Here is a 20,094-nt window from a genome sequence, read left to right on the forward strand (position 1 = left end):
CGGCGCTACCGCCCGGTCCCCGCGTAGACCACGGCTTCGGTGTCACCGCCGAGCTCGAACGCCTCGTGGATGGCGCGGACCGCCGCGTCGAGGTCGGTGTCCCGGCAGACCACGGAGACCCGGATCTCGGACGTCGAGATCATCTCGATGTTGACGCCGGCGGCGCCGAGCGCCGCGAAGAAGCCGGCCGCCACGCCCGGGTGCGAACGCATCCCGGCGCCGATCAGCGAGACCTTGCCGACGTGGTCGTCGTAGAGCAGGCCCTTGAACTTGACCGACTCCTGGATCTTGCTGAGCGCCGCCATCGCGGTCGGGCCGTCGGTCTTGGGCAGGGTGAAGGAGATGTCCGTCCGCCCGGTGCCCTCGGTGGAGACGTTCTGCACGATCATGTCGATGTTGATCTCAGCGCCCGCCACGGTGTCGAAGATGCTCGCGGCGGCGCCCGGCTCGTCGGGCACCCCGACGATCGTGATCTTCGCTTCGCTGCGGTCGTGGGCGACCCCGGTGATCAGCGCTTGCTCCACAGCAAGGTCCTCCATCGATCCGGTGACCATCGTGCCGGTGTTGGTCGAGTATGACGAACGGACGTGGATCGGCAACCCCGCCCGCCGGGCGTACTCCACGCTACGCAGGTGCAGCACCTTGGCGCCGCAGGCGGCCAGCTCCAGCATCTCCTCGTAGGTGATCTGCTTGATGTGCCGGGCGTTCGGCACGATCCGCGGATCGGCGCTGAAGATGCCGTCGACGTCGGTGTAGATCTCGCACACGTCGGCGTGCAGGGCCGCGGCGAGCGCCACGGCGGTGGTGTCCGACCCGCCCCGGCCCAGCGTGGTGACGTCCTTGGTGTCCTGGGAGACGCCCTGGAAGCCGGCGACGATCACCACCGATCCCTCGTCGAGCGCGCCCTTGAGCCGGCCCGGGGTCACGTCGATGATCCGCGCCCGGCCGTGCACCGAGGTGGTGATCACTCCGGCCTGTGAGCCGGTGAACGAGCGGGCCTCGTAGCCGAGGTTGTGGATGGCCATGGCGAGCAGCGCCATGGAGATCCGCTCCCCGGCGGTGAGCAGCATGTCCAGCTCGCGCCCCGGCGGCAGCGGGCTGACCTGGTTGGCCAGGTCGAGCAGCTCGTCGGTGGTGTCGCCCATCGCGGAGACCACCACCACGACGTCGTCACCGGCTTTACGGGCGGCGACGATCCGCTCCGCCACCCGCTTGATCCGCTCGGCGTTGGCGACGGAGGACCCGCCGTACTTCTGCACCACGAGTGCCACGACGGTGCACTCCCTCCCGGCGACCCTGAGCGTGCCGACGCCGCCGGTCACGGGGCCGGCGGCGCGTGTCAGACCTCCTGAGCGTATCGGGCGGGCCCGACCGGCGGGTCAGGTGATCCCACCATCCGGCCCGGGCCGGCCCGTCCGGACGGCGGGCGACACGCCGACCGGCGCCGGGTCCACCGGGCCCCGCCCGGACGCGGGGCACCGGAGAATGGGCCGGTGCCCGCCCACTCCCACCCGGCCCGACGCAGCCGCCACGAGCGTCCGCTCGGCCGCCCAAAGACCGGCCCGCGCCGCCTGCGCCGGCTCTCGCTCGGTGCGCTCGCGCTCACCCTGCCGGCGTTCCTCGTCGCCTGCGCCACCGACCAGCCCACGACCCCGCCGCCGGCCGAGCCCGAACCGGTGGCGGTCGACGCCGCCCGCGACGAGCTGGCCGGGTTGGCCGCGGCGGCGCAGGACCGGCACCTGGTGGCCAGTTACACGCAGAGCAGGGCCGGTCAGCCCGATCGGACGATCGTGGTCACCAGCGCGAACGACGGCAGCTGGCGGGTCGACGTGCCCGGCGGCGCGCTCGGTGGGGGCGCCGACATCTCGCTTGCCGCCACCCCGGACGGGCTCTTCCAGTGCGGCCTGCCGTCGGCCGTCCGGCCCGAGCCGGCCAGCTGCGTACGCCTCGGCGACCGGGACGACAATCTCCCGCGCCGGCTGGACCCCCGGGTACAGCACCCGTTCACCGACTGGCTGGACGTGCTCACCGACCGGCGCGCCCCGCTGTCGGTCTCGCCCGCGAAGCCGCTGCCGGGCGCCAGCGGCGTCTGCTACTCGGTGGAGACCACCTCGGCCTCGCTGAACGCCCCGCTCGACGTCGGCATCTACTGCTACGAGCAGGACGGCACCCCCACGGCGGTGCGGACCGAGCACGGCACGCTCAAGCTGGCAGGCCCGCCGGGACCGGCGCCGGTCACGGTGCAGCTCGCCGGGCCGGTGGTCGAGGGCGAGCCGCTCGGCACCAGCTCGCCGCCGCCACCCGACCCGTCCGGCAGCCCGAGCCCGGGAACGTCCTGATCTTCATCCCGTTACGGGTGCTCTTGCCCACATTTACCCGGCCCGTCCGTCGGGGCGAAACGGCCATACGGGACGCTTCCCCCATGGCCGATCTCACCCCGCTACTCGCCTTCCGCTGGAGCCCCCGGGCCTTCGACCCGGACGCCGAGCTGAGTCCGGACGAGGCGGCCTCGCTGCTGGAGGCGGCGCGTTGGGCGCCGTCGGCGGAGAACGGGCAGCCCTGGCGGTTCGCCCTCGGCCACCGGGACGACGAGACCTGGAAGCGGATCCTGATCAACCTCCCGGGCCGCGACCAGGGCTGGGCCCGGCACGCCGCCACCCTGGTGGTCGGCGCGCACACCGGCGGCGACGCCGAGCGGGCCGCGTACGACCTCGGGCAGGCGATCGCGCACCTGACCGTGCAGGCCACCGCGCTCGGCCTGCACGTGCGCCAGCTCACCCGCTTCGACCGGGCCGGCCTCGCCACCGAACTCGACCTGCCGGGCGGGATCCGCCCGCTGGTGGTCGCCGCGGTCGGCCGGCTCGGTGACCCGTTCACCCTCCCGGCCGAGCTGCGCGACCGGGAGACCGGGCTGCGCCACCGCCGCCCGGTCGCCGACCTGCTGCTGCGCTGAGGCAGGGATGAATCCGGTCTCATAGTGCGGACCAGCCTTCCCGCCCCCGGTCCCATCACGTAGGGTCACCCTGTCATGTGGCGTGCGCTCCTCCTTCGCTGCCGCGACGAGGCCTGACCGGCCGGCACCTCGTCGCGGAGTCGAACCGCGCCGTCCAGCACATCCGAACTTTTCCTCGGCACCCGCACGGGCACCGTCGCCCGGCACCTCGCCGACACCTTCCGATTGCTGACGCCCACATGACCCACGGGAGCACTCCGTCATGGCTCAACCTGTCACCGACGCCGAGACCGATCCGATCGCCCGGCAGCGCCCCAGCCGGATGCCGTTCCAGCGCTACCAGCCCTACCAGCAGCAGTTCCGGATCGACCTGCCGGACCGCACCTGGCCGACCCGGCACGTCGACGCCGCACCCCGCTGGTGCGCGGTGGACCTGCGCGACGGAAACCAGGCGCTGATCGACCCGATGTCGCCCGAGCGCAAGCGCCGGATGTTCCAGCTGCTCGTGCAGATGGGCTACAAGGAGATCGAGGTCGGCTTCCCGTCGGCGAGCCAGACCGACTTCGACTTCGTCCGCCAGCTGATCGAGCAGGACCTGATCCCGGACGACGTGACGATCCAGGTGCTCACCCAGTGCCGGGAGCACCTGATCGAGCGGACCTTCGAGTCGCTGCGCGGCGCGAAGCGGGCGATCGTGCACTTCTACAACTCCACCTCGACGCTCCAGCGCCGGGTGGTCTTCGGTCTGGATCGGGACGGCATCACCGACATCGCCACCACCGGCGCCCGGCTCTGCCAGAAGTACGCCGAGATCCACACCCCGGACACCGACATCCACTACGAGTACTCGCCGGAGTCGTACACCGGCACCGAGCTGGAGTACGCGCTGGAGGTCTGCGCCAGGGTCATCGAGGTGATCGACCCGACGCCGGACCGGAAGCTGATCATCAACCTGCCGGCCACCGTCGAGATGGCCACGCCGAACGTCTACGCCGACTCGATCGAGTGGATGCACCGGCACCTGCCGCGCCGCGACAGCCTGGTGCTCAGCCTGCACCCCCACAACGACCGGGGCACCGGCGTGGCCGCCGCCGAGCTGGGCCTGCTGGCCGGCGCGGACCGGATCGAGGGCTGCCTCTTCGGCAACGGCGAGCGGACCGGCAACGTCGACCTGGTCACGCTGGGCCTGAACCTCTTCTCCCAGGGCATCGACCCGATGATCGACTTCTCGAACATCGACGAGGTGAAGCGGGCCGTCGAATACTGCAACCAGCTGCCGGTGCACGAGCGCCACCCGTACGCGGGCGACCTGGTCTACACCGCCTTCTCCGGCTCGCACCAGGACGCCATCAACAAGGGCTTCGACGCGCTGGCGGCGGACGCCGCGGCCGCCGGGGTGCCGATCGACGAGCAGACCTGGGCGGTGCCCTACCTGCCGATCGACCCGAAGGACCTGGGCCGCACCTACGAGGCGGTCATCCGGGTCAACTCGCAGTCCGGCAAGGGCGGCGTCGCGTACATCATGAAGAGCGAGCACCAGCTCGACCTGCCGCGCCGGCTCCAGATCGAGTTCTCCGGCGTGGTCCAGCAGGTCACCGACCACGACGGCGGCGAGGTCGAGCCGTCGGCGATGTGGGAGATCTTCGCCCGGCACTACCTGGTCGACCACCAGCCCGACCCGGCGGTCACGCTGGCCGGCTACACGATCGGCACCGTCGAGGGCAAGGTCGAGATCGAGGCCCGGGTCGGTGTCGGCGGCGAGCAGCCGACGCTCACCGCGGTCGGCAACGGCCCGATCGACGCGTACGTGAACGCGCTCCAGTCGGTGGGCGTGGGCGTACGGGTGCTCGACTACCACGAGCACGCGCTCTCCTCCGGGGGCGACGCGCAGGCCGCCGCGTACGTGGAGTGTGAGGTCGACGGCCGCACGGTCTGGGGCGTCGGGGTGGACGCGAACATCGTCACCGCCTCGATCAAGGCGGTGACCAGCGCGGTCAACCGCGCGCGCGGCTGAAACGACCGACGGGGAAGGGCGCGGTTCAGCCGGGCCCTTCCCCGCGGTCGCGCCCGCCGGCGGGCGGGGTGGACACCGGGAACGAGTGGCAGGGCTGCGACGGTGGTGCCGACCGCGGCGGGCGGTGGATCAGCACGAGAGCCATCACCGCGCCGGCCACCAGCAACCCGGCGCACCAGGCCATCGCCCCCCGGAACGCGTCGGTGAGCGCGCCGCGCTGCTCGTACCCCGCGCCGGAGAGGCCGACCAGCAGCGGCAGCGCGGCCACCGCGAGCAGGCCGCCGGCCCGGGCGGCGGCGTTGTTGAAGCCGCTGGCCACCCCGGCGAACCGGTCGGCGACCGCGGCCAGCACCGAGGCGGTCAGCGGCGCCACCACCAGGGTCAGGCCGGCGCCGAAGAGCAGCACCCCGGGCAGCACGTCGGGCCAGTACGACGCTCCCGGGCTGACCTCGCGCAGCAGCAGCAAGCCGACGGCGGCGACCACCGGGCCGACGGTCAGCGGCAGCCGCGGCCCGATCCGCGCCGACAGCGCGCCGGCCCTGGCCGAGCCCACCAGCAGCAGCACGGTCATCGGTAGCAGGGCGATTCCGGTGAGCAGGGCCGACCAGCCGAGCACGTTCTGCAGGTAGACGGCGAAGAAGAAGGTAAAGCCACCGAGCGCGGCGTAGACCACCACGGTGAAGATGTTCAGCACCGAGAAGAGCCGGCTGCTGAACAGCCCGGTGGGCAGCATGGCGGTGTCGCCCCGGCGCCGCTCCAGCAGCACGAAGGCGACCGCGCCGACCACCCCGGCCAGCGCCGCCCCCCACACCGGCGGGGCACCGAGGCCGCGGCCGGGGGCGTCGATCAGCGCGTAGGTGATGCCGCCGAGGGCGAGCGCGCCGAGCAGCGCGCCCGCCACGTCGAACCGACGGTGCTGGCGGCTCCCGGCCCGGGTACGGGAGGCGTTCTCGTCCCGGCTCTCCGGCACCCAGCGCAGCGCGGCGAGCACGACCAGCACGGCGAGCGGCAGGTTCAGAAAGAAGATCCACCGCCAGGAGAGCGCGTCGATGAGCCAGCCGCCGATGAACGGGCCGAGCGCGGTGGAGACCCCGGAGAGCCCGGACCAGGCGCCGATCGCGCGACCCCGGTCGTCCGGGTGGAAGCTGGACTGGAGCACCGAGAGCGAGCCGGGGGTCAGCAGCGCCCCGCCGGCACCCTGGAGGAACCGGGCGCCGACCAGCCAGCCCGTCCCCTGGGCCAGCCCGCAGAGCACCGACGCGGCGGTGAACCAGACCACCCCGATCAGGAAGATCCGGCGCCGGCCGAAGCGGTCCCCGAGCGCCCCGCCGAGCAGCACGAACGCGGCGAGCATCAGCAGGTAGCCGTTCACGGTCCACTGGAGATCCGCCACGGTGGCGTTCAGGTCGCGGCCGAGCCGGGGCAGGGCTACGTTGACGACCGTGCTGTCCAGGAAGACCATGCCGGAGGCGAGGACCGCGGCAAGCAGTGTGCCCCGGCCCGCGGCGGTGCCCATCCGGAGGGCGGGAGCGGGCTGGGTCATGGCTACCCATCTTTCCCGCACTATCTGGGAGACGCCACGAAACGCCGAAACCGTGTCCGGGTACTGTGCGGGATCGCCGGAAGCGCGCAAGCTGGAAGGGTGTCGTCTGTGCGTACCAGATCAGGACCGCGCGCGGTGCTCGTGGCCGCGGCGGCCGCGGCGCTGACGTTCGCCGCGGCCGGCTGCGTGCCGGTGGACGAGCCGGAGCCGGCGCCGACGAGTGACGGCGGCAACGCCGTCGAGCAGCTCGGCGAGCTGACCGTGGCCGGCGCCGGGTCGATGAAGGGCTACAGCCGGGAACGCTTTCCGCACTGGCGGGACACCGGCACCAACTGCGACGTGCGGGACACCGTGCTGAAGCGGGACGGGAAGAACATCAAGCTCTCCGGCTGCAACGTGGTGGGCGGGCGCTGGGAGAGCGTCTACGACGGGCGCGCCTTCACCGATCCGTCCGACGTGGACATCGACCACATGGTGCCGCTGGCCAACGCGTGGCGCTCCGGCGCCGACGAGTGGGACGACGCGAAGCGGGGCGATTTCGCCAACGACACGACGAGACCGCAGCTCATCGCGGTTTCCGCCTCCTCCAACCGGGCAAAGGGTGACCAGGACCCGTCGCAGTGGAAACCGGCGAACCGGTCGTACTGGTGCCAGTACGCCGAGCACTGGGTGACGGTCAAACACCACTGGCGGTTGACGGTGACCAGCGCCGAGAAGGCCGCCCTGACCGACATGTTGGAGGGCTGCACATGGGCGAGCAAGCCGTGACCGGGCCGGAGACCAGCGCCGGCGGGCCCGGCACCGCCGGCATGAACGCGGACGGCGGAGCGCCGGCCGCGACACCGGGTGCCGGCATGAACGCCGACGGGCCGTCGGGGGCCGCCGCCGCGGTGCCCGGCGCCGGCATGCAGGCGGACGCCGGCAGCGGCACCGCCCCGGCCGCCGGCCCGCAGAGCCGGACCGCCGACGTCGTGCCCGGACCGGGCGGGGTGATGACCGACGAGGTCGGCGTGGTCACCGGCGAGCTGACCCTGCGCGCCGAGTGGGCCGACGGCCGGGTCATCCTGCGGGTGCAGTACAAGGACGCCGACGAGTGGTACACCGTTACCGGTGGCAGCGCCGCTTTGCCCGACCCGGCCGGCCTGGACGCGGTGCACGGCATCGCCGTCGGCCTGCTGCACCGCCCCGAGGGCTGACCGCCGCCCCGCGCCGGGTCGCCGCCGGACGTCGCACCGCACCGCCGCTGAAACGGCGACATGCCGCAGCATCATGATCATGACGCTGCGGCATGTCGCGCGGTCCCGAGGCCGCCGCCGGGCCGGGATCAGACGTACGAGCCGGGCTCGCTGGGTGCGGAGACGACGCCCGGGGTCTCCCCCTCGCCCTCCGGACGGACGATCTGGACGCTGACCTTGTGCGGTCGCAGCTCGCCGCTGGCGATCTGCTCCGCCCAGTGGCAGGCCACCCGGCTACCGCCGATGTCCCGCAGCGCCGGCCGCTCGTCGGCGCACCGGGTGGGCTGCGCCCACGGGCAGCGGGTGTGGAACCGGCAGCCGGACGGCGGGTTGGCCGGCGACGGCAGGTCGCCGGCGAGCAGGATCCGCTCCCGGCGGTCCTCGACGTCCGGGTCCGGCACCGGCACCGCCGACATCAGCGCCCGGGTGTACGGGTGCAGCGGCTCGGTGTAGAGCCGGTCGCTCGGCGCCTCCTCGACCAACGCACCCAGGTACATCACGCCGACCGTGTCGGAGATGTGCCGCACCACGGCGAGGTCGTGCGCGATCACCAGGTAGGTCAGGCCGAGACTGTCCTGGAGTTCGTCCAGCAGGTTGACCACCTGGGCCTGGATCGACACGTCCAGCGCGGAGACCGGCTCGTCGGCGACGATCAGCTCCGGCCCGAGCACCACCGCGCGGGCGATGCCGATGCGCTGGCGCTGACCGCCGGAGAACTCGTGCGGATAGCGGGACAGCGCCCAGCGGGGCAGCCCGACCGCGTCCAGCGTCTCGCCGATGATCTTGCGGCGCTCGTTGCGGTCGGCGCCGATCCCGTGCGTCTGCAACCCCTCGGTCAGGATCGACTCGACGTTCTGTCGGGGGTCCAGGCTGGACATCGGGTCCTGGAAGATCATCTGCATCCGGCGGCGCATCGACCGGAGCTTGCCCGGCGCCAGCTTGGTCAGCTCGACGCCGTCGAAGCTCACCTCGCCGTCGGTGGGCGGGGTCAGCTGGAGCAGCGCCCGGCCCAGCGTCGACTTGCCGCAGCCCGACTCGCCCACCAGCCCGTAGGTCTTACCCCGCGGGATGCTCAGGTCGACCCCGTCGACCGCCTTCACGTGGCCGACGGTCCGGTCGAAGAGCACCCCCCGCCGGATCGGGAAGTGCACCTTCAGGTCGCGTACCTCGACGAGGATGTCGCTGTCGCTCATGCTGATTCCTCCTCGCGCGGAGCGGGCACCTGGGTCGGTGCGGTCGCCGGGTCCGCCGGTGCGGTGGCCGAGTCGGCCGGTGCGGCGGGGGCGGTGGCCCGGTCGGCCGGAGCGGTCGCCGGGTCCGCCGGTGCGGCGGGGGCGTCCGGGCCGAGCTTCGCCGCGGGCGGCACCGAGCCGGGCACCGGGGCCGGGTTGACGCACCGGTAGCTGCGGCCGTCGTGGGCCAGCACCAACTCCGGCGGCTCGCCGACGCACTCGTCGATCCGCCGGGCGCAGCGCGGGGCGAAGGCGCAGCCGTCCGGCCAGGGCAGCACGTCGCGGACCGAGCCGGGGATGGGGATGAGCCGCTCGCCGCGTCCGGCGTCCAGGCGCGGCACCGAACCGAGCAGACCCACGGTGTACGGGTGGCGCGGCTCGCGGAAGAGCGGACGACGGCGGGCCGTCTCCACCACCCGCCCGGCGTAGAGCACGTTGATCGTGTCGCACATGCCGGCCACCACGCCGAGGTCGTGCGTGATCATCACCAGCGCGGTGCCCGAGTCGCGGACCAGCTCCTTGAGCAGCTCCAGGATCTGCGCCTGGATGGTGACGTCCAGCGCGGTGGTCGGCTCGTCGGCGATGAGCAGCCGAGGCTGGCAGGCCACCGCCATGGCGATCAGCGCGCGCTGCCGCATGCCACCGGAGAGCTGGTGCGGGTATTCCTTGAGCCGGCGCTTCGGGTCAGGAATGCCGACCCGGTCGAGCAGCGCCGCCGCCTCCTTGGCCGCCGCCTCGCCCTTCATCCCCCGGTGCCGCGCCAACACCTCGGTGACCTGCAATCCGATCGGGATCACCGGGTTCAGCGAGGAGAGCGGGTCCTGGAAGATCATGGCGATGTCCCGGCCGCGGATGTCCCGCCGGGACCGGTCGTCCAGCTGGAGCAGGTCCGTGCCGTCGAAGACCGCCTTGCCGCCGACCCGCAGGCCCGGCTGCTTCGGCAGCAGGCCCATGATCGCCAGCGAGGTGACGCTCTTGCCGCACCCGGACTCGCCGACCAGACCGACCACCTCGCCGGCGTCGACGGAGAACGAGACCCCGTCCACCGCGTTCACGGTGCGCTGACCACGTCGGGCGAACGTGACCGAGAGGTCGTCAACTTCGAGGAGTGCCATTGCGCAGACCTACTTCCGCAGCTTCGGGTCGAGGGCCTCGCGCATCGCCTCGCCGAGCAGCGTGAAGCCCAGCGCGGTGATGATGATGGCGAGGGCGGGCAGGATCGCCAGCCGGGGAGCGGTGTCGAGATACTGCTGCGCGTCGGCGAGCATGACCCCCCACTCGGGGATCGAGGCGTCGTTGTTGCCCAGGCCGAGGAAGGAGAGCGCCGCGGCCTCGATGATCGCGGTGGCCAGGGTCAGCGTGGCCTGCACGATGACCGGGGCGAGCGAGTTCGGCACCACGTGGGTCAGCGCGATCTTCGGCTTCTTCACCCCGAGCGACGTGGCGGCCAGCACGTAGTCGCTGTTCGCCTGGGCGATCATCGAACCGCGTAGCAGCCGGGCGAAGACCGGCACCGACACCACACCGACGGCGATCATCACCGTGGTGAGCCCGGCCCCGAGGATGGCGGCGATGCTGATCGCCAGCAGCAGGCTCGGCATCGCCAGCAGCATGTCGACGAAGCGCATCAGCACGTTGTCGAGGCTCCGGCCCCACCGGCCACCCAGACCGGCCGCGGCGCCGGCGACGCCGCCGATGAACGAGCCGACGGCGAGACCGATCAGCGTCGAGATCACGCCGACCAGCAGGGTCTGCCGGGCGCCCACGATCATGCGGCTGAACTCGTCCCGACCGATGTGGTCGGTCCCGAACCAGTTCTCGGCCCGCGGGCCGGGGAAGTCGCCGAGGCGGACCTCGCCCTTCCAGAGCTGGGCGTCCGCGGGGTGCGGGGCGAAGAACGGGCCGACGATGGCGACCAGCAGGAACAGCGCCAGGATGACCGCGCCGGCGATCGCCGCCGGGTTGCGGCGCAGCCGCCGGAACGCCTCCCGCCACAGGCTGACGCCCTGCTCGTCGTCGCGGACGGCGGCCAGCTCACCGAGCCGGTCGATCTTTTCCCGCTTCTTACCGGTGGTGATGGTCATCGGACCCTCACCCTCGGGTCGATCAGGCTGTAGGAGAGGTCGACCAGGAGATTCACCAGCACGTACACCACCGCGATGATCAGGATGAAGCCCATCAGCACCGGATAGTCACGTTGGCTGATCGCTTCGTAGATGAAGGCCCCGATGCCGCCGTAGGCGAAGACGGTCTCGGTCAGTACCGCGCCGGAGAGCAGGCCGCCGGTGAGCAGGCCGATCGAGGTGACCACCGGCAGCAGCGAGTTGCGCAGCACGTGCCGGCCCCGGACGGTCCGCTCGGTGAGGCCCTTGGCCTCGGCGGTCCGGACGAAGTCCTCGTTGAGCACCTCCAGCACGCTCGCCCGGGTGATCCGGACGATGATCGCCAGCGGGATGCTGGCCAGCGCGATGCCCGGAAGCACGAGGTGCCAGAGCGCGTCGGCGGCGGCGTCCCACTCCCGGGTCATCAGTCCGTCGAGGACGAAGAAGTTGGTGACCCGGGTGGCGCCGATGGTCGGATCCTGCCGTCCGGTGGAGGGGAACCAGTGCAGGTTCTCCGAGAAGATCGCCTTCAGCACGTACGCCAGGAAGAAGACCGGGATGCAGATGCCGATCAGCGAGCCGCCGACCGAGGCGTGATCGAGGAACCGGCCCCGACGGCGAGCGGCCAGGTAGCCCAGCGGGATACCGATGCCGATCGCGATCACCATGGCCATGACGGTCAGCTCGACGGTGCCCGGGAAGCGCTCGACGAACTCGGTGACCACGGAGCGCTTGGTCGAGGTGGAGGTGCCGAGGTCCAGCCGGATCAGCCGTCGGACGAACCGGCCGTACTGCACCAGGATCGGCTCGTCCAGGCCCATGTTGCGGCGGATCGCGGCGCGCATCTCGGGCGTCCCGCGTTCGCCGAGGATGGCGGTCTCGGGGCCGCCGGGCAGACGCCGGAGCCAGATGAAGAGCAGGAGGGAGAGCCCGAACAGCGTCGGTATCAGCTGGAGCAGGCGTCTGACGATGAACCGGAACACGGGCAGCCTCGGAGGGGGTGCGGAGGGTTGCGGGCGGGCGCTGAGGATCCAGCGCCCGCCCGCGTTCCTTGCGTCAGGTCAGGACTTGAACTCGGCGCTGGCGTAGCGCTCGTCGGTGAGCGGGCTGGCCTTGATCCCGATCACGTCCTTGCCGAACACGATCGCCGGCGGCGAGTGCGAGATCGGCACACCCGGCAGGAAGTCCATCACGGCCTTGTTGAGGGCCTTGTACTTCTCGGTCCGGGCCGCCTGGTCGGCGGTGGTGTCGGCGTCCTTGAACTGGTCGAAGAGGGCCTTGTTGGTGAAGCCCCACTCGTCCTTCGGCCGGTCGAAGAAGGTGCCGATGAAGTTGTAGGCGTCGCCGTAGTCACCGGTCCAGCCGAGGAAGTGGATGTCGTGCTTGGACCCGGAGGTGGTGGCGTTCAGGTAGTCCGGGCTCCACTTCAGCGGGATGGCCTCGACCTTGATGCCCACCGCCTGCAGGTCGGCCGAGAGCAGCTCGAAGATGTCCTTCGGGCTCGGCATGTACGGCCGGGTGACCTCGGTCGGGTAGTGGAACTTCAGGGTCAGGTTCGACGCCCCGGCCTCGGCCAGCAGCTGCTTGGCCTTCTCCGGGTTGTAGTCGTACTTGGTGACGTCGCCGTTCCAGCCCTCGACGGTGTCGGGCATGAAGTTCGCCGCGACCTTGGCGCCCGGGGGCAGCTTCGAGTCGACCAGGGCCTGCCGGTTCAGCGCGTACGCGATGGCCTGCCGGACCCGGATGTCGGCGAGCTTCGGGTTGCCCTTCTGGTTGATCGCCAGGTAGAGCACGTTGAACGCCGGACGGGTGAGGACGTTGAAGCCCTCGTCACCCAGCGGCTTGACGTCGGCCGGGCCGACCAGGTCGTAACCCTGGATGTCGCCAGAGCGCAGCGCCTGCTTACGCGCGTTCTCGTCCGAGATGGTCTTGAAGATGAGGGTCTTCAGCTTGGCCTTCGTGCCGGCGTAGTCGTCGTTCCGCTCCAGGGTCAGCGTCTTGTTCGCGACGTCCCAGGACTTGAACTTGAACGGACCGGTGCCGGTCGGGTGCTCGGTGGCGTACGCCGGGTACTTGATGTCCTCGGCGGTGCCGCCCACGTTGCTGGCGTCGTACTGCTCCAGAGCCTTGGGGCTGTGGATGGAGAACGACGGCAGCATCAGCGCGGCCGGGATCTTGCTGGAGACCCGGGTGAAGGCCAGGTCCACAGTGGTCGCGTCCTTGGCGGTGCAGGACTTGAAGAGGCTCGGCGGCAGGTCCGGGTTCTCGTTCTTGGCGAAGCCGCCCATGACGTCCTGCCAGTACGCGGTCACGTCGGGGCTCTGCATGAGGCCCTTGCCGTTGTACCAGCGGTTGAAGTTGTAGCAGACGGCCTCGGCGTTGAAGTCCGTGCCGTCGTGGAACTTCACACCGGAGCGCAGCTTGAACGTCCAGGTGGTGCCGGCGGCATCCGGCGTCCAGGTCTCGGCCAGACCGGGCGTCACCTTGGTGCCGCCCTCCTCCGGGCGGACCAGGGTCTCGAACACCTGGCGGGCCACACGCAGCGACTCACCGTCGCTGGCGAAGCTGGGGTCGAGCACCTTCGGGTCTCCGGCGACGCCGAAGACGAGGGTGTCCTTCTTGCTACCGCCGGAACTGTCATCGCGGTTGCTCTCGGCGCAGCCTGCTACCGCGAGGGCCGCGACCGCGACGGCCGCTATCGCGACCTTCGGCCTGGGTGCACGCATGTGCTTCACCTCGTCCTTGGGGGTACGGACAACGTGGTGACAGGGGTCACCGATGGCGGTGACCATAGCTCCCGTTACGACCGTGCGGAAACCGTGGCATGGACGGTTGGTATCGGATCGTGTCTTTGCCGGGGTTTGGCCGTCGATTCGAAGGTGAACAGCGGGCAAATCCGAGGATTCGGTGTTCACGATGCCAAACTGTTACGTCGATCCCGCCGGTCCGGGCGACAGGTGTCAGATCAACGCGCGCTGGTCGTCAGACCGCCCGACGCCCCTCGAAGGCCCGCCCGAGGGTGATCTCGTCGGCGTACTCCAGGTCGCCGCCGACCGGCAGACCACTGGCCAACCGGGTCACCGAGATGCCCATCGGCTTGACCATCAGCGCGAGGTAGGTCGCGGTCGCCTCACCCTCGGTGTTCGGGTCGGTGGCCAGGATCAGCTCGCGGATCTCGCCGCCGCTGAGCCGGGTCATCAGCTCGCGGATGCGCAGGTTGTCGGGCCCGATCCCCTCCAGCGGATTGATCGCGCCACCGAGCACGTGGTAGCGACCGCGGAACTCACCGGTCCGCTCGATCGCCACCACGTCCTTCGGCTCCTCGACCACGCAGAGCACCTCGCTGGTGCGGCGCGGGTCGCGGCAGATCCGGCACTGCTCGGACTCCGCGACGTTGTAGCAGGTGGTGCAGAACCGGACCAGCTCCTTGACCTTGCGCAGCGCGCCGGCCAACCGGTTGACGTCGGCGGGGTCGGCCGACAGGACGTGGAAGGCGATCCGCTGGGCGCTCTTCGGGCCAACGCCCGGCAACCGCCCCAGCTCGTCGATCAGGTCCTGGATGGCGCCTTCGTACATCAGCCGCTCAGAAACCGGGCAGGCCGAGGCCGCCCATGCCGCCGGTTACCGGGCCCATCTTCCGCTCGGTCAGCTCCCGCGCCGCCTCGGCGGCGTTGTGCACGGCCGCGACGACCAGGTCCTCCAGCGTCTCGACGTCGTCCGGGTCGACCGCCTTGGGGTCGATCTTGATCGCCTTCAGCTCGCCGGAGCCGGCGACGGTCGCGGTGACCAGGCCGCCACCCGCGGTGCCGGTCAGCTCGGCCTCGGCCAGCTCGGCCTGCGCCTTGGCGATCTGCTGCTGCATCTTCTGCGCCTGCTTCAGCATCTGCTGCATGTTCGGCTGTCCACCTGGGCGCACGATGGCTCCTTCTCGCACTCGTCTGCTCGGCCGCCGCTCAGCCTATCCGTTGTGAGCAGGCTCGCCCCGCCCGGTGCTTCCGCCCGCCGCGCGCCGGACGGACGATCACGGGAACCGAGCACGAGGGGGCACCGGATGACCGTCGAGCACGCCGCGACCAGCCTGGAACGGCAGGCCCGGGCCTGCGCGGCCATGGCCGCCGGCCGATACGCCGACCTGCTGTCGCGGGCGGCCGCGGACGTCCGCGCCGGCGGGCTGTTCGCCGACGTGCTCGCCGGCTACCTGGACGCCCCGTTCGACGCGGCGGTCCCGCTGCGGCTGCTCGGCGGGGTGCACGCCCTGGTGCTCACCGGACGGGCACCGGAGCTGGCCGCCTTCTATCCCAGCGCCGGCGGGCGGCAGGCGCCGGGCGACGCCGACGCCTGCTGGGACGCGTTCCGCGCGGTGGTCGACACCGAGCGCGACACGGTACGGAACTGGTTGCGCCGCCCGCCGCAGACCAACGAGGTGGGCCGTGCCAACCTGCTGATCGCGGGCCTGCTCTACGCCCTCGGCGAGGTGGGCGGGCGGCCGGTGCGGCTGGTCGAGCTGGGCGCGAGCGCCGGGCTCAACCTGCGCGCCGACCTGTTCCGCGTCGAGGCGCCGGGCTGGGCCTGGGGGCCGGCCCGACTCCCCGGTGCGGCTGCCGGACGCCTGGCGCGACGGCACACCCGACTGGCTGCGCGCCGCCGCGGGGGCGTACCCGAAGCTGACCGTGGTGGAGCGGCTCGGCTGCGACCTCACCCCGCTCGATCCGACCAGCGAGGACGGCGCGCTGGCGCTGCGGGCGTACGTCTGGCCGGAACACACCGACCGGGCCGCCCGGCTGGCCGGGGCGCTGACGCTGGCCCGACGGGTGCCCGCCCGGGTGACGGCGGCGGGGGCGGCGGACTTCCTGGCCGGGATCGACCCACGGCCCGGCGCGCTCACCGTGGTGTGGCACTCGGTGATGCGGCAGTACGTGCCCGCCGACGAGTGGGAGCGGGTGAACACCGAACTCGACCGGCTGGCCGCCGCAGCCGACGCCGACGCGCCGGTCGCGCACCTGCTCTTCGAGCCGGACCTGGTGGACGCCCGTCACTTCCAGCTGCACGCCCGCATCAACACCGCCCCGCCCCAACTCCTAGCCGAGGCCCACCCCCACGGCCTCCCCGCCCAACGCCCCTAACCCCGCACCGCCACCCCGCCCCCGGCCCCCGCCCCGCCCTGGCCCGGCGCGGCCCTCGCCCCGCCCGCCCTGGCCCAGCGCGGCCCGGCGCGCCCGTCCTGGCCCCGCCCGCCCTGGCCCCGCACGGCCCTCGCCCCGCCGTGGCCCGGCGCGACCCTCGCCCCGCCCGCCCTGGCCCGGCGCGGCCCGGCGCGCCCCGCCCCCGCCCCGTCGATCGCCCCGCCCCGCCCCCAGCCCCCGCCCCGTCGATCATGCAGTTGTGGGGGTGAACGAAAGGTTCGTACCGGCATCAGTCGGGCACCATAAGTGCATGATCGACCGCAGCGTGGGGCGGGGCGAGGTGGGGGGTGGGGGGTGGGGGGCGACCGCGTTAGCGGGCGTCTACTTCGTTGATTTTTTCGGCGCCGAGTGCCTCGCGGAGCAGCCGTACCGCCTGAGCCTCGCTGGACTCCCGGGCCGTCTTCTCGTCGATCACGTCGTCCAGCGGCTCGTCACCGGGGTCGAACCCCTCGTAGACCGGGGTCGCGGCCGACGGGGCCGACGGTCGCCCGCCGGGACGGACCGGCCCGTCGTAGTCCGGGTCGTACGGTGGTTCGCCCGCCCAGTCGCTGTCCGCGGTCTGCCGGACCGGTTGGGTGGGACGCGGCCCTCGGCCCGCTGCGGCGGCTCGAGCGGCCGCGATGGCGCTGCTCACCGGGGCGCTGCCGTTCCCGGCCTGGCGCGGGGCGGCCGACGCCGGTCCGCCGGACGCCGCGCCGGTCGACCGACCGGCCGGGCCCGCCGAGGCGCTGGTCGGTGCGGCCGGACGATCGGACGGTCCGGTCGACGCATCCGCCGGCGGGCCGCCCAGGCGGGCCGGCTCGGGCCAGTCCTCGCCCGTGTCACCCGTGCTGCCGGTGTCGCTCGTGCTGGCCAAGTTGTCCGGGCCGGACGCGGCTCCGCCAGGGCGGGCCGGCTCCGGCCAGTCCTCCTCGTCGTCGGCGGGCGCGGTGGCACCGACCGGACCGCCTCCGCCCGGACCGGCACCAGCCGAACCGGCACCAGCCGAACCGGCACGAGCCGGACCGTCTCCGGCCGCGCGGCCACCAGTGGACGCGCCGCGCCGGACACCGGCCGCGCCGGACGTCGGGCCGGCCGGCGAGGCGGTTGCGGAACGGGCCGGGGCCGCGCTCGTCGGCGCGCTCGACGAAGCCGCCGCAACCCGCGAAGTTGGCGCGGCTGGCGCTGCCGGCGAAGTTGGTGCTGCCGGTGAAGTCGCCGCTGCCGACGAAGAGGGCGACGTGGGTGCGGCCGGTGCTGCGGGGGCGGGGCGGGGCGGGGCGGTCGCCGCGGGGGGCGGCCCGGCGAGCGAAGCGGCGCCTCGTTCACCGGCCACCTCGCAGCGGATCTGCCAGCGACCGCCGAACTCCTCGTACAGCGCCTCGACCAGCACCGACGTGTGGTTGCCCATCATCTGGGCGAGCACCGGCGACTTCACGGTCAGCACCAGGGTGTCGCCGTCCACGTCGCGGACCACCGCGTCGCGCATCAGCGCGGCGGCGGGCTTCTTGATCCGGTTGACCTTGGCGACGATGTCCGGCCAGACGCGGCGGACCGCGACGGCGTCCAGCGCGCCGGCCGGGGCAGCGCCGGGACGCGGCGGCTCGGGGGTGGCCGGGTCGGCCATCACCGCGGACGGCGGTACCGGCCGGCGGGCGGGGGTGGCCTGGTCCGCGCCGGAGGTGGCGGGCTCCGAGCCGGGCGCGGCGGCAATGCGGTCCCCGCCGGGAACGACGCGTTCCGAGCCGGACACCGCGGCGGTGTGGCCCCCGCCGGGGGCGGCGCGTTCCGAGCCGGGCGCGGCGGCGGCATGGTCCGCGCCGGGGACGGCGCGTTCCGAGCCATGCGCGGTGGCACCGACGTGGCCCGCGCCGGGGGCGCCGTGGCCCGCGCCGGGGGCGCCGTGGCCCCCGCCGGAGGCGCCGTGGCCCGCGCCGGGGATGGCGCGTTCCGAGCCGTGCCCGGCCTGGGCTCCGGCCACCGGGGCGGGAGCGCCCGGGGACCGGTTGGCCGAGCCCGGGGCGGGCGCGGTGGAACGGGCGCCGGCGACCGTGGCGGCGGCGCGGGCGGCGGCAGCCCCGGTCAACGCACCGGCAGCCGCCGGCGTGCCGGCGGTCTCCGGGTGCGGCGCGGCGGCAGCCGCGGGCGGGGCGGAAGGCTCCTGGCGTACCCCGGAGGTGGGGGTGGCCGACCCGGGGCCGGCGGCGGCGGTCGGCGCGTCGGTGCCGGCCAGGGTGAGCCGGCGCTCCATGCGCTCCAGGCGCTGGAGCAGGCCGCCGGCGGTGTCGTCGGCGCCGGGGAGGAGCATCCGGGCGCAGATCAGCTCCAGCAGCAGCCGGGGCGCCGTGGTGCCGCGCATCTCCACCAGGCCGTTGTGCACGATGTCGGCGCAGCGGGACAGGGTGCCCGGGCCGAGCTGCTGGGCCTGCGCGGCCATCCGCTCGATCTGGTCGGCCGGGCCGTCGATCAGGCCCTTGGTGGCGGCGTCGGGCACCTGCTGGAGCACGATCAGGTCGCGCATCCGTTCCAGCAGGTCGGCGGCGAACCGGCGCGGGTCGTGCCCGGCCTCGGCGACCCGGTCGACGGTGGCGTAGGCGGCGGCGCCGTCCCCGGCGGCCAGCGCGTCGCACATCTCGTCGATCAGCGCGGCGTCGGTGACGCCGAGCAGCGCGGCGGCCCGGGAGTAGGTGACCCCCTCCGGCCCGGCGCCGGCGATGAGCTGGTCGAGCACCGAGAGGCTGTCCCGGGCGCTGCCGCCGCCGGCCCGCACCACCAGCGGGAAGACCGCCGGCTCGACGTCGACGCCCTCGGCCTGGGTGAGCTGCTCCAGGTACGGCCGGAGCACCTTCGGCGGGATCAACCGGAACGGGTAGTGGTGGGTCCGCGACTTGATCGTGCCGAGGACCTTCTCCGGCTCGGTCGTGGCGAAGATGAACTTGACGTACTCCGGCGGCTCCTCGACCAGCTTGAGCAGGGCGTTGAAGCCGGCCGACGAGACCATGTGCGCCTCGTCGATGACGTAGATCTTGAAGCGGCTGCTGGCCGGCGCGAAGAACGCCTTCTCACGCAGCTCGCGGGCGTCGTCGACGCCACCGTGGCTGGCCGCGTCGATCTCGATCACGTCGATCGAGCCGGCGCCGTCGGTGGCGAGCGAGCGGCAGGAGTCGCACTGCCCACATGGCTCCGGGGTGGGCCCCTGCTCACAGTTGAGCGAACGGGCCAGGATCCGGGCGCTGGACGTCTTGCCGCAGCCACGGGGGCCGGAGAAGAGGTAGGCGTGGTTGAGCCGCCCGCTGCGCAACGCCTGCGACAACGGCTCGGTGACGTGCTCCTGCCCGATGACCTCGGCGAAGGTACGCGGCCGGTACTTGCGGTAGAGCGCCAGTGCCACTCGTCCCGCCTCCTCTCGACCGAGCCATTCTGCGCCGGTCCGCCCCGGGTGACCACCCACCCCGCCGGATCGTTGCGCGCGGGCCGCTCGGCACGGCCGGCTTGATCAACTCGATGTCGGCGACAGGGCGGTGTCGTGGCGTCCGGGACAGCCCCACATCGGCGACGTGGAGTGGATCAACCGGCCCACAGACAGAAAGGCCTCCCGTGCACCCAGCAGAGCTCGCTTATCCTTGCTGCCTTCCGGCCCTGGGGAGGTTCACGAGATACCGCCGCACGGGAGGTGCCACCAACCCTACCCGACCGCCCGTCGATCTTCAGGGGGTGGTGGGGTGGCCCGGCCGGCGGAGGCCTGTATCCTGGCTCGCGGAGGATTCGCCTAGAGGCCTAGGGCGCACGCTTGGAAAGCGTGTTGGGTTTACACCCTCACGAGTTCGAATCTCGTATCCTCCGCTCGCTCGAG

The 20,094-nt window shown here is 72.7% G+C and carries 15 protein-coding genes, 1 tRNA gene, 1 other RNA gene and 2 pseudogenes; 8 read left to right on the forward strand and 11 right to left on the reverse strand.

The genetic code is table 11. The annotated features are described in order from the left end of the window. Positions 1 to 5: 5 nt before the first annotated feature. The gene (locus ACIP9D_RS26560) at positions 6 to 1,271 is read right to left on the reverse strand and encodes an aspartate kinase (protein ID WP_350873601.1); all 1,266 of its coding nucleotides are present in this window, start codon (positions 1,269 to 1,271) and stop codon (positions 6 to 8) included. Positions 1,272 to 1,493: 222 nt separating this feature from the next. Between ACIP9D_RS26560 and ACIP9D_RS26565 the strand changes: the two genes are divergently transcribed. The 3 genes from ACIP9D_RS26565 to leuA all read left to right on the forward strand — a co-directional run bounded on the left by ACIP9D_RS26565 (position 1,494) and on the right by leuA (position 4,967). After that, complete coding sequence (locus ACIP9D_RS26565; RefSeq protein ID WP_350873602.1) at positions 1,494 to 2,339, forward strand: hypothetical protein; 846 nt, start codon at positions 1,494 to 1,496, stop codon at positions 2,337 to 2,339. Positions 2,340 to 2,422: 83 nt separating this feature from the next. Then, positions 2,423 to 2,953: a nitroreductase family protein gene (locus tag ACIP9D_RS26570; protein WP_400451122.1), complete on the forward strand. Its 531-nt coding sequence runs from the start codon at positions 2,423 to 2,425 to the stop codon at positions 2,951 to 2,953. Positions 2,954 to 3,215: 262 nt separating this feature from the next. Beyond that, positions 3,216 to 4,967, forward strand: coding sequence for a 2-isopropylmalate synthase (gene leuA, locus ACIP9D_RS26575; RefSeq protein WP_350873603.1), 1,752 nt, complete (start codon positions 3,216 to 3,218; stop codon positions 4,965 to 4,967). 25 nt (positions 4,968 to 4,992) lie between these two features. Here the strand turns inward: leuA and ACIP9D_RS26580 are convergent, their stop codons facing one another. Continuing rightward, complete coding sequence (locus ACIP9D_RS26580; RefSeq protein WP_350873604.1) at positions 4,993 to 6,510, reverse strand: MFS transporter; 1,518 nt, start codon at positions 6,508 to 6,510, stop codon at positions 4,993 to 4,995. A gap of 108 nt (positions 6,511 to 6,618) precedes the next feature. Between ACIP9D_RS26580 and ACIP9D_RS26585 the strand changes: the two genes are divergently transcribed. Beyond that, a complete protein-coding gene (locus tag ACIP9D_RS26585; RefSeq protein WP_350873605.1) occupies positions 6,619 to 7,278 on the forward strand; it encodes an HNH endonuclease family protein in 660 nt (219 codons plus the stop codon). Continuing rightward, a complete protein-coding gene (locus ACIP9D_RS26590; protein ID WP_350873606.1) occupies positions 7,260 to 7,706 on the forward strand; it encodes a hypothetical protein in 447 nt (148 codons plus the stop codon). Before ACIP9D_RS26585 ends, ACIP9D_RS26590 begins: the two co-directional genes overlap by 19 nt. Before the next feature lie 128 nt (positions 7,707 to 7,834). Here the strand turns inward: ACIP9D_RS26590 and ACIP9D_RS26595 are convergent, their stop codons facing one another. From ACIP9D_RS26595 to ACIP9D_RS26625, 7 genes are all read right to left on the reverse strand, one after another. Further along, positions 7,835 to 8,938, reverse strand: a complete 1,104-nt coding sequence (locus ACIP9D_RS26595) for an oligopeptide/dipeptide ABC transporter ATP-binding protein (protein ID WP_350873607.1) — start codon at positions 8,936 to 8,938, stop codon at positions 7,835 to 7,837. Next, on the reverse strand, positions 8,935 to 10,092 hold the full coding sequence (locus ACIP9D_RS26600) for an ABC transporter ATP-binding protein (protein ID WP_350873608.1): 1,158 nt from the start codon (positions 10,090 to 10,092) through the stop codon (positions 8,935 to 8,937). The genes ACIP9D_RS26595 and ACIP9D_RS26600 overlap by 4 nt, the downstream gene beginning before the upstream one ends. A gap of 9 nt (positions 10,093 to 10,101) precedes the next feature. After that, positions 10,102 to 11,061: an ABC transporter permease gene (locus ACIP9D_RS26605; protein ID WP_350873609.1), complete on the reverse strand. Its 960-nt coding sequence runs from the start codon at positions 11,059 to 11,061 to the stop codon at positions 10,102 to 10,104. After that, entirely contained in the window at positions 11,058 to 12,062 is a 1,005-nt protein-coding gene (locus ACIP9D_RS26610; protein ID WP_350873610.1) for an ABC transporter permease, read from the reverse strand. The genes ACIP9D_RS26605 and ACIP9D_RS26610 overlap by 4 nt, the downstream gene beginning before the upstream one ends. A gap of 78 nt (positions 12,063 to 12,140) precedes the next feature. After that, positions 12,141 to 13,805, reverse strand: coding sequence for an ABC transporter substrate-binding protein (locus tag ACIP9D_RS26615; RefSeq protein WP_350873611.1), 1,665 nt, complete (start codon positions 13,803 to 13,805; stop codon positions 12,141 to 12,143). Between the two features lie 256 nt (positions 13,806 to 14,061). Beyond that, the gene (recR, locus tag ACIP9D_RS26620) at positions 14,062 to 14,655 is read right to left on the reverse strand and encodes a recombination mediator RecR (protein WP_350873612.1); all 594 of its coding nucleotides are present in this window, start codon (positions 14,653 to 14,655) and stop codon (positions 14,062 to 14,064) included. Between the two features lie 7 nt (positions 14,656 to 14,662). Beyond that, entirely contained in the window at positions 14,663 to 14,971 is a 309-nt protein-coding gene (locus tag ACIP9D_RS26625) for a YbaB/EbfC family nucleoid-associated protein (protein ID WP_350873672.1), read from the reverse strand. 159 nt (positions 14,972 to 15,130) lie between these two features. Between ACIP9D_RS26625 and ACIP9D_RS26630 the strand changes: the two are divergent. Next, positions 15,131 to 15,637 (forward strand): annotated as a pseudogene (locus ACIP9D_RS26630) (DUF2332 family protein); the annotation flags it as partial. 25 nt (positions 15,638 to 15,662) lie between these two features. Further along, positions 15,663 to 16,202: pseudogene (locus tag ACIP9D_RS26635) on the forward strand (DUF2332 family protein); the annotation flags it as partial. 370 nt (positions 16,203 to 16,572) lie between these two features. Here the strand turns inward: ACIP9D_RS26635 and ACIP9D_RS26640 are convergent. Both ACIP9D_RS26640 and ffs read right to left on the reverse strand, forming a co-directional pair. Further along, on the reverse strand, positions 16,573 to 19,632 hold the full coding sequence (locus ACIP9D_RS26640) for a DNA polymerase III subunit gamma and tau (RefSeq protein WP_350873613.1): 3,060 nt from the start codon (positions 19,630 to 19,632) through the stop codon (positions 16,573 to 16,575). Positions 19,633 to 19,827: 195 nt separating this feature from the next. Continuing rightward, positions 19,828 to 19,917, reverse strand: an RNA gene (ffs, locus tag ACIP9D_RS26645) — signal recognition particle sRNA small type. Positions 19,918 to 19,999: 82 nt separating this feature from the next. On the opposite strand from ffs, the gene ACIP9D_RS26650 reads away from it, so the two are divergent. Continuing rightward, positions 20,000 to 20,084 (forward strand) — tRNA-Ser (locus ACIP9D_RS26650). The last annotated feature ends 10 nt before the right edge of the window (positions 20,085 to 20,094 follow it).

The organism is Micromonospora sp. NPDC093243, assembly GCF_044753725.1.
In the GTDB taxonomy this organism is placed as follows: domain Bacteria; phylum Actinomycetota; class Actinomycetes; order Mycobacteriales; family Micromonosporaceae; genus Micromonospora.